The organism is Pseudoalteromonas sp. SR44-5, from assembly GCF_014163675.1.
Lineage (GTDB): Bacteria > Pseudomonadota > Gammaproteobacteria > Enterobacterales > Alteromonadaceae > Pseudoalteromonas > Pseudoalteromonas rhizosphaerae.
Genome location: NZ_JACJDT010000011.1, coordinates 106,842 through 121,298, shown reverse-complemented (window position 1 = coordinate 121,298; position 14,457 = coordinate 106,842). Strand labels below are relative to the sequence as shown.

Sequence of the window (14,457 nt, the reverse complement as noted above, 5' to 3'; positions counted from 1 at the left end):
TAGCTGATAGCTGATAGCTTCGAGCTTCGAGCTTCGAGCTGATAGCAAAATTATAACGGTTTATCCTATTTACAATCAAGCAGTTAAATGGATTTTATAACGATACTAGTTAATACTCGCGCGTTGTAGGTGAATATCGGCGTTGTTGAGTACGTAATAAGGCAGTATTTTGTTGCTGCTGGCAACTACGCGTTTGCTGGTGATATCAATAATACGGGCGTTTACTTCAACACCGTTGCTGCGGTAGATCAAGGTGCCTGATAACACATGACTGGCGATGCGTTGATCCGCTAACTGCTCTATATCGCGTGAAAATACAAAGTCACCACGTGGGTTCATAGTTATTTGATCGGTGGTTTTAAAGTCAACAATACCATAACCAAATTTTTGCAGTTGATGAATAAAACTCTCTGATAACTGATTGCCTAATTGGCTACTGTTATTAAGGCTGGCATCTAAATCTACAAATGAAGTAACGGCAATTGAGGTATCAAGCTCTGTTTGCATTGTGTCGACTAAGTCTAACGCCATTTGCTCTACATAATTAACCAGTGTTTTATGATGCTTGTTAGGAAAAAACTGCGCACCACTATCTAATGGCTCGGCACTATTCATTTGTACTTGTTTTAGCATTTGAGTAAGGTCATATCGGCTAGTCGTGCTTTGGACTGGCTCAACTGGCGCTGCATCATTAGTCATACTGCATGCGCTGAGGATGCTGATCACCCCCCCTACGGTTAATAACTTAGTGCTGTGGATTAGCTTACCCATCATTGGCCTCACTTACTCGCTTGTTTTAGCATTACGCCATCAGTGCGATAGCTGCTGTCGAGTGCATCAACAACGGATTGCGGAATAAACCCTTGTGCAGAGCCAACCACAGCCTTACTAGCTAAACCAATAATTCGGGCATTGACTAATACACCACCTTGGTGATTTACCATAGTGCCCGCCAGTACATAGTTAAAGTTTTGATCTTGGCTTAGCTCTAAATAGTCGCGACTAAATACAAAGTCGCCAGAGGGAGTAACACGCATGTAGTCGGTGGTTTTAAAGTCGATCACCGGTACACCAAAACTGTGTAGCTCGTGCATAAAACTTTCGGCGATTTGATTACCTAACAATGTGCCGTCGTTGTAATCATCATCTAAAAAGATAAAGCTTGATACGGCCAGCGGCGTTTTGGTATTTACGTATTGTAAATTTTCAGCCATATCTTGCATTATGCCACGTACATAATGATTAATATTTTTACGTGTTGGGACTGTGACTTGGCTGCTATCGTTCATCACTGGAATATTGTTTTGATAAAATGTATTATTTTGCCCAGGAGCAGCAACCATTCTTTGATCACCCTCTAACTGCGCAGAGTTATCAGTTTGTGCTGTTTTGCCCGGTTCCATCATTTGCGCGCAACCAAAACCCAGTGGCAAACATAAAGTTAATATTAAGCGTTTCATGAGAGCTCCTAATTAGTACTCGCTGCGGTAAATATAACCGTCGCGCTGTTGTATTTTTTCATCGCCCCACATCACATTTATGGGGATCTCTGTACTGGCGGCAGATACAACGCGGCTATCTTGCGTATTTACCATACGGGCGTTAACTATATAGGCATGTTGTTGCCGTGTTAAGGTACCCGTGATAACAAAGTCAATATTCTGACGTTGGCGTAATTTGCTTATGTCGCGACTTAATATACCATCTGCGTTGCTGGCTAAATTAAGGTGTTTTTCAAGGCGATATTCAATAGTGTTATAGCCAAGTTGGGTAAACTGAGTAAGTAAGCTTTCTTGAATTTGCTGACTCAACCCTGCGCCCTGCCCTTGTGCCAGCTCACTGTCTAGCGCGTTGGCTAAGTAAAAGCTAGTAACGGCAATCCGTGCAGAGCTTTTAAACGGCCCTTGCACATGGCTCAATTGACTACTCAAGTCGCTCACATACTGATGCACAGTATAAGGTGCCATTGTTGCTTTTGGGGCATTGGTACTTGGTGCTGGCGGTTTTTCTTGCGTTAAACTACACGCAGTTAGACTCAGCAATAATAAACATAACAAAAGGCGCATAATTGCCATCCTCACTAAACATGGCAATAACAAAGCAAGTATTATGCCTATTTATAATTTTATTGGGTTATCGGTGTAGTGAGTCACCATGCAGTTGAGCTGTTGTAGCTTTAATTTATCACAATCAGCTTGGGCGTTTTTTTGATATTGGTATGCCCCGATTTTTAAGCGGTAATAAGTCATGCCTTTTACCTGAGCAGTTTCGACATTGGTGGTAAATTTATCTGACAATAAACTCGGTACTTTTTGTTGAATTGTTTGCCAGCTTGGAGCTAATTGCGATTGTTGAGTGACCGCAATAATTTGCAGCGCAAAAAGCGCGTTGTTAGTTATGTTTGACTGTGTTGCTATAGATTGCGCAGGCCTATCTAACGGTACTTGCTGTGATGCCAAGGCAGCAGATGAATGGCTCTTCTTACCTGTGTTCTCGTCATCATTTGCTATCGCGGTTAACTGTGCTATCAATAAATTCAAATCACTTTCAATCAGTAATAATCGTTCAAGATCGGGTTTAATTGCTTGCCACTGTGCAGAGCTAGTTTGTAACTGTTGTAGCTCTTGTTGCGTGATCTGCACATAGGTTTCATGATTAGTTTCAGCTGTGCTGCTGGTACTTTTTTGCGCGCTATCCGTCGTGCTGGTACAGCCAGATAATATAATTAAACTCATTATTAATACGGCTGATTGCATTACACTAAACGATTGTTTGATATTCATTGCTATTCCTTTAATGAAGTATTGTTCGTTGTTCAATATCACACTTCAATCTTTGTTTTATTAATGACTGACAAAGCTCCGTAAATTCAGGCTGTGCTTGCTTAGCGTATGCTAAGGCGAGTATGTACTTACTTTGCTGTTGATCATGAATATAAAACACGTCTTGCTGTTGTAATTTTAAGCGTGGGCTTATCAAACGTAAGTATGCCTTTAACATCATTAACGATGAAAAATTCCCCGCATTAACAATAGTCCCCGACACTTCTTCGAGTGATTTTAAAGTAAAATCAACCCCAACCAACACATCCCCTTTTGCTGATAAATCAACTGTTACCTGCTGGGTGTTTTTTAATGCTTTACGTTCTTTAAAGCTATCGTCAACCACAGCCCGATACTGCCCTGGCCGTAGGTCAGTAAACAAATAATAGCCATCATAAGCCGCTTGGGTGTTGGCAACTTCTTTATCGTTTTGATCTAATAAGGTTATTTTTGCATAAGGCTGCACATAAGTGTGCTCCCCTTGCTGCTGATACACCACCCCTTCAATTTCGCTGGCGTTATTTAGCGGGTAATCCATGTATTCAATAAATCCTGCTCTTGGCGTGATTGAAAAGCCCTCATTGGCAGGCACAAAAAACGGATCGGGGAAGCTGTCTCTATCGAGCACAATATCTGTGGTGCGATTAGCTGGCATTGAGGTTAACAATGCAATGCCATTTTCATCGGTTATTGCTTGGCGATAATTTTGCAGCCCTTTTACTTTTATACCTGCAACACCTTGCTCGTCAGGATCCATAATGCCGTTGTTATTTTGATCTAAAAATACCCGTAACATTAATGTACCTGTCGTTGTTAAGCTTTGCTTAGACACAAAATAGTGATTGTTTTGTGTGTCATAACCAAGGCTGAATCTGCTATATACGCCAAGCTGCCAGTTATCTTCACTGTCGTAGTTTAGATTACTAGTGAGACTAAACTTATTGCTTTGCCAACTTAAGCCTAAATCAGCCGATTGAATATCATTAATACGAGAATCACGTAAGGTGACTTCTGCTTGCAGTTGACTGGTAATACTACGGTTAAACTCAGCCTCGTAGCTGGTGACTTCATTGATAGGAGATAATGTGTAATCAACACTAAAACGACTATAAATACGACCCAAACGCCCTTGCAAACGTGTTGAGCCATACACTGATTCAACATTATTACTTTGTTGCCATTGTAATTGGTTGCTCAAAGCTAGGCCTGCAATCGCATAATTCAAACGGTTCTGTGCTTGCTTATAGATGCCTCGGTTATCTGATGTTTGATACAATAAATTGTTTTGGTAGTTTAGCCGCCCGTAACTGTTTTGCATCAACTCGCCTGCCATATCAAACTGATAGCTGTCGTATTTTTGTTTTAATTCATCGGTTCGATTCGTTGCGCTAAAAAGTAAAGATTGATCAGCAAATTGCGTGCGTGCTGTAAGTTCAAGCTCTTGTTCATGTTGATTATTTTTCTGGTAGTCTAAGTTTAATAGCAGAGCGCTAAATAAGCTAAGGTTAGTCCCCAGTGACATGTGTTGTAGGTCGTCATGTGTTCTTTTTTGTGCCAATGCAGCGGTATATATCGAGAAGTCGTCTGTAATACCTTGCTCGTAGCGCCCTGCTATTTGCCAGCCCGTGCTGTCATTATTGAAGGCAGTATTGCCAAGCAATTTTTTACCCTGCTCAGAGACTGATAGTTCATAAAATCCTTCACCTTGTGCTAATTGGTTACTATCAATAAAATAATATTCGCTTTTTCGCTCGACCTGCCCTTGAGGACCATAAAAAATAAGCTCGAAGTTATTCTCACCATAAAACAAATCAACATTATCAAAAATATAACGACCATCTGATAAGCTTAATTGCTGCGCAATCAATACGCCGTTACGATAAAGCTCAACGTCCCAGCCTAACTGAATCGGACCACTTAAATTAATACGGTTACTATCAAATTGTTGAGTCAGTCCGCGGTTTGAAAACTTAATACCACGACCATACTGACTGTTGTAACGGCTGCCAACTTGTGTGGCCGTTACATCACCAAACTCAACTTCACTGGCTGCTAACACTCCCAGTAATGAGCTTTGCGGGTCTTGCTTAGTAAATGTTAAACGCGAATCGCTGAGTAAATCGCCCTCGCGACCAGATAAAAAGTATTCGGCAGATAAATAAGCAAAGTCTTGTGCACCTAATAATGAGTAACTTGTTCTATTTTGATTTTTATCAGCACTGTAGTTTAATTGTAAATCAGCAACAGGTGATGAAAGCGCTTGATACGGGCTGGCTTTCCAAGGCAAGGTGGGCTTGGCATTACGATTCGAGGGGTTAAGCCTTCTACCATGGCGTTCTCGCTGTTGTTCAATTGGTAATAAGATGGCCGAACTTAACTCTATTTCTAAATCACCATAATCGACTGTAAATTGCAGCCCAAAAACCTCTTTTAACTGCGCCATTTCAATATACATGTCATCATCAATGCTAATATCAGCAGCCGTTAGTTCAAGCATACCTGCGTCAGTTATCAGTGTTGCAGGCAGGGTGCTGGCATCTAAAATGAAAGGCTGTTGATCTCGATACCAGCCTTGAGCAGAACGAGTTACAAGATCAACATCTATTCCAAATTGCAATATATCAGCTAGGCTACTAAGGCCAAGTTGAATACCCTGATCACTTTTTAAAGCGAACACTTCGCCTAAGTAGTAATCATTTAAAGACAACGAAAATAATAAAAACTCACCGCTTGCGATCCGCGGTTGGTTTGACGCAACAGGGCTGTTAACGTTAGGCTGAGAAGCTGTTGGTAAGTCGGTTAATTTAGCTTCAATCTTGCGAAGTGTTTTTAATGCATCATTCACAATTACGTTATTAGTCGCGAATGCATTGTTACTAAGGCATAAACTTAGCCATAGTGTAATGCACTTTAGCCCTGTATTCTTGGTCATGAAGAGTTAAAGTTGCAGCATTTTTGGACTAATCGCTAAAGCATACTCGGCAAAATTTATGTCTTGATATTCATCTGCACCGATATATTTAAAAATAACAGTACCAGGCTTATCTAGGGTTTTATCACTAAATAAACTCAACATTACCTCGGCATTTTTTACATCCGAGTAAATACTTAAATTGCCAATTTCAGCGATAGCTTCCAGCTTAGCATTAGCATTTTGTTGATAAAACGCGGTTAATTTACCATAACTGCTAAAGTGAGTTTCACGATTGAGTTTTAATTTAAATTGTAGTCGTTGGTTGCCCTGGTTTTTAATCACTTGCGCTTGCTCAATGAGTACTTTTGGTACTTCAGCATGTTCACGAAGGATGACTGGAATACTGTAGCTCATGATCATATTAATTTTTATTGAACTCGTACTATTTGGGTTTTCATTTGGCAACGCCTGAAATAATAAATGCGAACGATATTCACCATCTGCTAACTGTTTTGGTTTTCGAATTGCAATTTTAACGGTTTGCTTTTCACCAGGCGCCAAACGCATTTGCTTTGGTGATAAGCGCGTCATCGGGCTTAAACTTGTCGCCGTCGGCTCAAGTAAGGTTACATACCCTCCGGTTGATGTGGATTGCTTTTCGCTCCAATGCACTCGGTAAGTTTTGTACTCGTCACTGGTGTTGATCACTGTGACCTTTGCAGTACGTTGACGCTCATCAAAACTAATACGAGTAGGAGAAATAAGTAAATTCGCCATTACCGCCTGGCTAAAAAAACAAAAGCTTAAAAGCAGTATCACGGTTAATTTATTAAACATTTAAATCCTTAATAATCCACTGAAATTTCTAAGTTTGTGGTTGTTGAATAGTCGCCGTCAACATATTGTTTGCTGCTTGTATTTATTTCTAATTTACCACCAATAAATACATGCACTTCGCTAAACTCATCGCTTGTTGCGTCTTTAGGAAAGCCATTTAAGGTCACTCTAAAGTCGGCACTACTACTTCCTTTAATATTGTGTTGCATAGTTGCAGGAGCCACTAAATTCATGGAAACTCGAGTGCCAGGGGGGATGTCAGTGAGTATCAGCTCAGCTGGGCGACCATCTTTAAGGATATAAATTTCGCCAGAAGTGCTAATCGAACCATCATCCTTGATAATTACAGAACCTATTTGATCACTTTTAAGAATAACTAAGGTGCCAAAATCAAGCGCTTGTTGCTCTATACTCGCGGCTCTTGTTGACTGTGAATACAGTATTGAAAGCATCGCAAATAACAACAAAAAACGCATGATTAAATTAATAAGCAACTTCTAATTGAAAAGTGCCTGTGTACTCAGTATCTCGGTACGCTTCGCTAGAAGTTGTTGATGCTGTAGAAAGAGTTGCACCAATATTAAACGATACACTGCCATCACCGTCAGCAGTTAAATTAGGCGTCACTGATGAATAATAAGCGTTTGCATTTGGACCGCTAGTGATAAAGTATGTCCAAGTACCAACCGTAAAGTTTGGCTCATTCAAACCTTGGCCATTAGAGCTCAGGGTTGTTGCTGTTGGGTTAGTAATTGATAAACGAGCATTTGGCACTACTTCCGATACTGTAAAAGATGCAGGCGAACCTTGCTCTATTATTGAAATAATCGCAGGTGCGTTATCAGTTCTAGACGATACAGGACTTGCTGTAGGCTCAGGGTTTATAACCAATGTAGCTTGGTTAACACCGTCTGGATCTGCAACCGCTCGAATTGTACCAAAATCTAAGTCATTTCCTTTGGTTAAAACGACAGTATTTTGCACTTTAACTTTCGCATCAAAGCTTTCGGTTGTTGCATAAGTAGCGAATGAGCTTGCTGTAACTGCTGCTGCCAGAAGAGTTAAAGATAATTTCATATTAAATCCTTATAAGTGATGGGACATTACCCTATGTTGCCCCTATCTTAGATATTATCGACACTCAGAACAATTACTTTAAGCTTAATTACTGAAAAATCAGAAAAATAGCTTATTTAATTACAAAGGCTGACCAACAAATGGGGCACTCAGGCATTTTTGGCCTAAATTTTGTGCTAATGAACAAAATAGATTGGCCTCGGTATAATTTTGAAATGGCCCAACTCGTAACCCATACAAGGTAACGCCTTTATTGTGACGCTCTGTCATTACAAAATCTAATTGGCTAAATGCCTGCGGATATTGTTGCTGCAACCTTGCTATTTGCGTTCTCACTCTTTGCGGTTTTAAATACAGCCCAAGTTGCGCGCCTGGCAGTGAGTTGCCATACAGTGGCAGAGGGCGGTTTTCGATAGTTTTTGAGGAGTTAGCAGTATCAGGGATCTGTATTTTTTCAGCATAATGAGCCACCGTAACATTATCTTCGCGAAGCACCGCTGGGTTTTCTGCAATATCAGTTTGAGAGGAAAGTGCCATTATTAATAGTTGCAAGTCTTCCTCCATCGCAGCTAAACGAGTAATACTCTCTTGTTGCGAGTGCCATTGCTGAACATACTCTTTGACTTGTTGATCAGAAATTAATGCAGGCTGCTGTTCCACCGGGTTAGCATTAATACTACTGCACCCACTAAGCCAGACAGTTGCTGTAACCAACACTGTGGTATACCAAGCTTGCTTTTTAAAACACATCATCTGTTAGCATCACAAAATAAATAATGCCATATTATAAGCAAAGTCAGTGCCAGTTTCAGGATTTTTAAGCAATAAAAAAGTGCCACTAAGGCACTTTTATAAATTGCATGACTAAATGAGCTTAAACTAAGGTTTTAATAAAATCACTTAGCTCATCTTTAAATTCATCACGACGCAGTGCAAATTCAATAGTGGCTTTTAAATAGCCCAACTTACTACCGCAATCATGACTACGCCCTTTTATCGCATAAGCAGCAACAGATTCTTTTTCCATTAGCATCGCAATTGCATCTGTTAACTGAATTTCGTCGCCGGCGCCTGCGGGAGTTTTTGCAAGTAATGGCCAAATATTTTTACTTAGCACATAACGACCTACCACAGCCAAATTTGATGGTGCGCTATGTAAGGGAGGTTTTTCAACCATATTAAGGATCGCTGCGCTTTGCCCTTGTTCAAGCTTTACGTCGCCTAAATCGACCACACCAAACTTATCAACATCCTGCATAGGCACAGGCTCAACCATTATTTGGCTTTCGCCGTTTGTATTAAAGCGAGTAATCATTTCAGCTAAATTATCTTTTTTAAGATTACTTTCAACATCATCTATGATCACATCAGGTAAAATAACCACAAACGGTTCGTTACCAATAATTGGCGCTGCACAGTTGATTGCGTGCCCTAAGCCTTTTGCTTCACCTTGGCGAACGTGAATAATTGTCACATCTTTAGGGCAAATAGCTTGTACTTCAGCAAGTAACTGACGCTTTACCCGCTTCTCTAGCGTTGCTTCTAGCTCAAAACTGGTATCAAAATGGTTTTCAATCGAGTTTTTACTCGAGTGAGTCACTAATACAATTTCTTTAATACCCGCAGCAACCGCTTCATTAACTACATATTGAATCAAGGGTTTATCTACAACAGGTAACATCTCTTTTGGAATAGCTTTAGTAGCTGGCAACATACGGGTGCCAAGTCCTGCGACTGGGATCACTGCTTTCATTATTCTCTCCTTAAAACTATGATGCTTATTAATTGTTACACTGAAAACGGGTATTTAATTGCTTCATGGCATTGATAGCCATTTACCTCAAAGTCATCACGGGTGACCCACGTTTCGATATCTTCGAGTGATTTAATATTTGGATTAATCGTCAGCGTCGGTGATGCAAATGGCTCACGCTGTAACTGCACATCACGCATTAATTCCAGTTGGTTCTCATAAATATGGGCATTAACGATTTTATGGTATGCCTTACCTGCTTTGTGGCCAGTGATCTGCGCGACCAGTGCAAGCAATACAAAACATTGAATTTGATTGAAATTCAAACCAAGTGGCACATCACAGCTGCGCTGATACGAGGTTAAATAAAGCGTATCGCCAAGAAGCGAAAAAGTATGCGTGTGCATACATGGGCGCAAACACCCTAACTCAAACTCACCCGGATTATAAAAAGTGATGATCTCGCCTCTGTCATCTACACCATTTTTAAGATTATCAATGACCTTTTTTAGCTGATCTAACGGTGTGCCATCAGGGCGTCGCCAATCACGAGCTTGTACGCCATATACACGGCCCATATCATCTTCACCTTTACGGTTCGGATTATTTAACCATGCTTGGTTTTCATTAGCGTTAGCATCCCAAGTCATACAACCTATGTCGCGAAATTGCGCAGCACTGCTATAACCACGTAAATAACCCAACAGCTCTGCGATGGCCGCTTTATAATAACTTTTACGGGTGGTGATCATTGGGAACTTGTTGTTCGCAACGTCGTATTCAAGCTCCGCATTAATGACTGTTAAACAACGCGTTCCTGTACGTTTATTCTCAACCCAGATACCTTCATCAACAATGCGCTGACATAACTCTAAATATTGTTTCATTATTCGCTTCTTTTTTATGCTTTACTGGCAACAGCAGGCTGTGGCTTTTTGTATGCCCATATTATCAAACCAAGACCAGCAATGACCATTGGCAATGACAATATTTGACCCATTGATATAAAATCAGCAAACAATCCTAGTTGTGCATCTGGTTCGCGCACATATTCAACGCAGAATCTAAATACCCCATAGCATAGTAAAAATAATCCGCCGACACTACCCGCTGGACGTGGCTTTTTAGTAAACACATACAAAATAATAAACAGCACGAAACCTTCTAAAAAGGCTTCATACAACTGTGAAGGATGACGCGCCAATGGCCCACCATTTGGGAATACCATAGCCCAAGGCACATCGGTAGTTCTGCCCCATAATTCGCCGTTAATAAAGTTACCAATACGTCCAGCTAAAAGACCAACCGGCACTAGCGGTGCAACAAAATCACCCACTGCAAGTAACTGTTTTTTACGTGTCCAGGCAAACACACAAATAGCGGTTATCACCCCTAAAGTGCCACCGTGGAAAGACATACCACCTTGATCGATTCTAAATAAATACAGTGGATTTTCTAAAAAGTAACTAAATTGATAAAACAGTACATAGCCAATCCGACCACCCAGAATAACCCCTAACATACCGTAGAACAGTAAATCACTGACCTCTTCTTTCGTCCAACCCGAGCCTGGTTTAGTTGCTTGCCTATTTGCCCACCACATCGCAAAAGCAAAACCAATTAAATACATTAAACCGTACCAACGTACGCTAAGAGGACCGACAGTGAAAATGATCGGATCGATCTCTGGAAATTCAAGAGCCATAAAATTAAACCTTAACTAAAAACCATTTGAAGCGCGATGATAATCAGTAACACCGCGAACACTTTTTTTATCGTTGAAACGGGTAAATAATGCGTTGCTTTGGCTCCTATTGGTGCCATAAACCACGAGGTTATTACTATACCTAATAATGCCGGTAAATACACAAAACCTGCAAAGCCATGTTGTAAATCGGTTACTTGCCAACCGGCGCTGATATATCCCACAGAGCCAAATAGCGCAATCACAATGCCACATGCTGCCGCGCAGCCTATGGCTTTTTTAATATCAACTGAAAAATAATGCAGTAGCGGCACAATCAATGCGCCGCCGCCAATGCCTATTAAACCAGAAAGTCCGCCCATTATGGCGCTAACGGCTCCAATAATAGGACCGCTTGGCATAGGTTTAGTTGCTACAGGCTTATTACGAGCAGACAACACCATACGAGCAGCAATAAACACCACACTAACAGCAAATACAATACGTAATAACTGTTCTGGAATTAAGCTCGCGGCAAAACCACTGATCAGAGCACCAAGTCCAACGCCAGACATAACCCAAGGCGCAATTTCCCATGGCACATTTTGATTTTTATGGTGTGCTAATGCAGATGACGTTGAAGTGAATAAAATAGAGGCAAGCGAGGTAGCAATAGCAATAACCAGTACATGATCAACCGCAACAACATTAAAATGCACTAATAATGAACTCAGTACTGGCACAATAATCAACCCACCGCCAATGCCTAATAACCCAGCTAAAAATCCAACCACACAACCTAATAACGCGCAGCTGATAATCAGGATGACTAAATCATGCATCGTACACTCTTATAAATTGAATTTATTATATGCATATACTAATCGATTATATCGAATCTTTACAGCACTCGTTTTGGTAATACCAATCGTGTTAAGTTATTAGCCATTTATAGCGACAGATAAATAGAGTGATAACAAGGCATAAATTTCGACATGTAGTTGTTCTACTTGAGAAATTTATAACGCAGTTAGCGCTTTATTTGGCACGCTAGAATGGTTAAATATTTAAGTCGATTGGTATAACTAAGAAGCCTGATTTGGGGTATAAAATAATTCACCAAGTTGATGCTCAATCATAAAATTACGCGTTAACCTAAGTACTTGTTTTGCAGTAGATTGTGCTAAACACTCCGCCAGTAATGTTTCCATATCGCTGGCTTTTAAACGTCTTAATACCCATTTAACTTTACTTAATGATGAGTAGTTCATACTCAAGCGACGATACCCCATCGCAATCAGCAGTATTGCACCTTCAGGATCGCCACCTAATTCACCACATAAACTAAAGGACATCTCATATTGCTGACACTCTTTCGCAACTTTTTGCAGTACTCTTAATACCGCTGGATGATAGGGATTAAATAAATCAGCAACACGCGCATTCGAACGATCGACGGCAAGTAAGTATTGCGTCAAATCGTTACTACCTACAGAACAAAAATCTACTTTCTTAGACCATTCAGGGAGCATAAATACACTTGAAGGGACTTCTAACATTACGCCAATCTCTGGGCGTTCAATGGCTTGCTCTGGGTATTTTTCTTCCAGTTCAAAATAGGCTTGCTCTAACAATGCTAAAGATTCATCAACCTCTTCGGTACCGCTTATCATTGGCAGCATAATTTTTAAATTACCTAAACCAATGTTTGCTTTAACCATGGCTTTGAGCTGGTCTAAAAAGATCTCTGGGTGGTCCAATGTGACACGAATACCCCGCCAGCCTAAAAATGGGTTTTCTTCTGTAATATCAAAGTAATCAAGTGCTTTATCACCACCAATATCAAGCGTACGCATCACTACAGGTTCTGGATGATAACTGGCTAATACTTCGCGATACCAATTCTCTTGTTCTATTTGTGATGGAAACTGGCCTTTTTGCATAAACCAGGCTTCAGTTCGGTATAAGCCAACGCCATCACAGACTTTGGTGTTAGCTTTTTCAGTATTGAGTTCCAAACCAGCATTGAGCAACAAACTAATATGCTCGCCATCTAATGTCACTGCATCGCATTCTTGCTCAGCCACAAACTTGTCGTTTAATAGACTTTCTTGGTGCTGTAATTGTAAATATTCATCTTGTAGCATTTGCGAAGGCGAAATATATAATCGCCCTGCGTATGCATCTAAAATCATTGGTTTACCATCAAACTGCAATAGCGGTAAATCTTCAATACCCCAAATTGCAGGGATCCCCATTGCACGGGTTAAAATTGACGCATGACTATTTGCCGCACCGTTAACACTTACTACGCCAACTAAATGGCCTTTAGGCACTTCTGCAAGCATGGCTGGGGTTAAAGTATTAGCGATCAGTACTGTATCTTTAGGATAACTTTTTACGGCGTGTTCAGTATTGACGAGATGATGCAGTACGCGCAGGCCGATATCTTTAACATCAACCGCACGCTCTTTGATATAGGGATCCTGCATGGCATTGAATTGCGAGATCAATCGTTCGATCACAATTTTCAATGCACTTTTTGCACACCAGCCTTCTTGCAGTTGTGCTTCAACATTCTGCCCTAAACTTTTTGCATCCAGTAGTTGCTGATACACCTCAAACACTGCCAACGCTTCTTTAGGGATAGAATCGCTAAGAGTCATCGACAAGGTGTTAAATTCTTTGCGGGTTGCAGCAACAGCTTGAGTAAATAAGCGGCGTTGCTCAGTACAGTTATCGTCTTTTTTTAATTCTATCGATTTAAAGTCAAGTTTCGGCAGAATAACAAACGCCTGCCCTATCGCAATTCCTGGCGCGCTAGAAACCCCTTTTAGCACCGAGGTCTGATGAGAAAACTCATCTTGGCGTAGTACTTCTTTGATTTCTGCATGGGCTAATTGCGACGCTAGTTGCGCAGATAACGTAATTAAAAAGGACTCTTCATCTTGACTAAATACACGGGCAATTTTCTGTTGTACAACAATAACGCCCAGCACTTTTTTTTGATGAACTACAGGCACAGACAAAAATGCGTTGAAGCCTTCTTCATTCACTTCAGGAGAGAGTTTAAAACGCGGGTGAGACTTGGCAAAGGCAATATTAATAGGTTCTTCTCGTTGTGCTACTAAGCCAACTAAACCTTCGGTAAAACCGATTCTAAACTTACCCACGGCTGCGGGATTAAGCCCTCTGGTTGCCATTAATACAAAATTATCTTGACTGTAATCAGCAAAATAAATGGAGCAGCACTCAGTTTTCATGGCATCTTTCACCATTTCAACAAAACATGCTAGCGCACTATCCAAACTCGCTTGTTGCGAAACGGACTCTGCAATAGCTCTGAGTGTAGCCAGCATAATACTGCTCC

Annotated in this window: 14 protein-coding genes; all 14 read right to left on the bottom strand. The window is 40.7% G+C overall.

The genetic code is table 11. From position 1 onward, the window contains the following. Positions 1-105 precede the first annotated feature (105 nt). The gene (locus H5154_RS08745; RefSeq protein ID WP_404699682.1) at positions 106-771 is read right to left on the bottom strand and encodes a FlgO family outer membrane protein; all 666 of its coding nucleotides are present in this window, start codon (positions 769-771) and stop codon (positions 106-108) included. A gap of 8 nt (positions 772-779) precedes the next feature. Continuing rightward, complete coding sequence (locus H5154_RS08740) at positions 780-1,460, bottom strand: FlgO family outer membrane protein (RefSeq protein ID WP_149981648.1); 681 nt, start codon at positions 1,458-1,460, stop codon at positions 780-782. A 12-nt stretch (positions 1,461-1,472) separates the two neighbouring features. Beyond that, positions 1,473-2,066, bottom strand: a complete 594-nt coding sequence (locus tag H5154_RS08735) for a FlgO family outer membrane protein (protein WP_145240937.1) — start codon at positions 2,064-2,066, stop codon at positions 1,473-1,475. Between the two features lie 51 nt (positions 2,067-2,117). Beyond that, on the bottom strand, positions 2,118-2,783 hold the full coding sequence (locus H5154_RS08730) for an SPOR domain-containing protein (RefSeq protein WP_182718037.1): 666 nt from the start codon (positions 2,781-2,783) through the stop codon (positions 2,118-2,120). Between the two features lie 10 nt (positions 2,784-2,793). Next, on the bottom strand, positions 2,794-5,667 hold the full coding sequence (locus tag H5154_RS08725; RefSeq protein WP_182718036.1) for a hypothetical protein: 2,874 nt from the start codon (positions 5,665-5,667) through the stop codon (positions 2,794-2,796). 93 nt (positions 5,668-5,760) lie between these two features. Beyond that, complete coding sequence (locus H5154_RS08720) at positions 5,761-6,573, bottom strand: molecular chaperone (protein ID WP_182718035.1); 813 nt, start codon at positions 6,571-6,573, stop codon at positions 5,761-5,763. Between the two features lie 8 nt (positions 6,574-6,581). Further along, entirely contained in the window at positions 6,582-7,049 is a 468-nt protein-coding gene (locus tag H5154_RS08715) for a DUF4402 domain-containing protein (protein WP_182718034.1), read from the bottom strand. Between the two features lie 7 nt (positions 7,050-7,056). Beyond that, positions 7,057-7,650, bottom strand: coding sequence for a DUF4402 domain-containing protein (locus H5154_RS08710; protein ID WP_182718033.1), 594 nt, complete (start codon positions 7,648-7,650; stop codon positions 7,057-7,059). Positions 7,651-7,770: 120 nt separating this feature from the next. Beyond that, a complete protein-coding gene (locus tag H5154_RS08705; protein ID WP_259398479.1) occupies positions 7,771-8,403 on the bottom strand; it encodes an SPOR domain-containing protein in 633 nt (210 codons plus the stop codon). A 121-nt stretch (positions 8,404-8,524) separates the two neighbouring features. Beyond that, entirely contained in the window at positions 8,525-9,403 is an 879-nt protein-coding gene (gene galU, locus H5154_RS08700; protein WP_169019966.1) for a UTP--glucose-1-phosphate uridylyltransferase GalU, read from the bottom strand. Positions 9,404-9,438: 35 nt separating this feature from the next. Beyond that, positions 9,439-10,290 carry a thymidylate synthase gene (locus tag H5154_RS08695; RefSeq protein WP_182718032.1) on the bottom strand — a complete coding sequence of 284 codons (852 nt, stop codon included), beginning with the start codon at positions 10,288-10,290 and terminating at the stop codon, positions 9,439-9,441. A 14-nt stretch (positions 10,291-10,304) separates the two neighbouring features. Beyond that, on the bottom strand, positions 10,305-11,108 hold the full coding sequence (lgt, locus tag H5154_RS08690; RefSeq protein ID WP_149981669.1) for a prolipoprotein diacylglyceryl transferase: 804 nt from the start codon (positions 11,106-11,108) through the stop codon (positions 10,305-10,307). Between the two features lie 11 nt (positions 11,109-11,119). Then, positions 11,120-11,929: a sulfite exporter TauE/SafE family protein gene (locus H5154_RS08685; RefSeq protein WP_149981671.1), complete on the bottom strand. Its 810-nt coding sequence runs from the start codon at positions 11,927-11,929 to the stop codon at positions 11,120-11,122. Positions 11,930-12,172: 243 nt separating this feature from the next. Beyond that, positions 12,173-14,446 carry a phosphoenolpyruvate--protein phosphotransferase gene (gene ptsP, locus H5154_RS08680; RefSeq protein ID WP_182718031.1) on the bottom strand — a complete coding sequence of 758 codons (2,274 nt, stop codon included), beginning with the start codon at positions 14,444-14,446 and terminating at the stop codon, positions 12,173-12,175. Between the last annotated feature and the right edge of the window lie 11 nt (positions 14,447-14,457).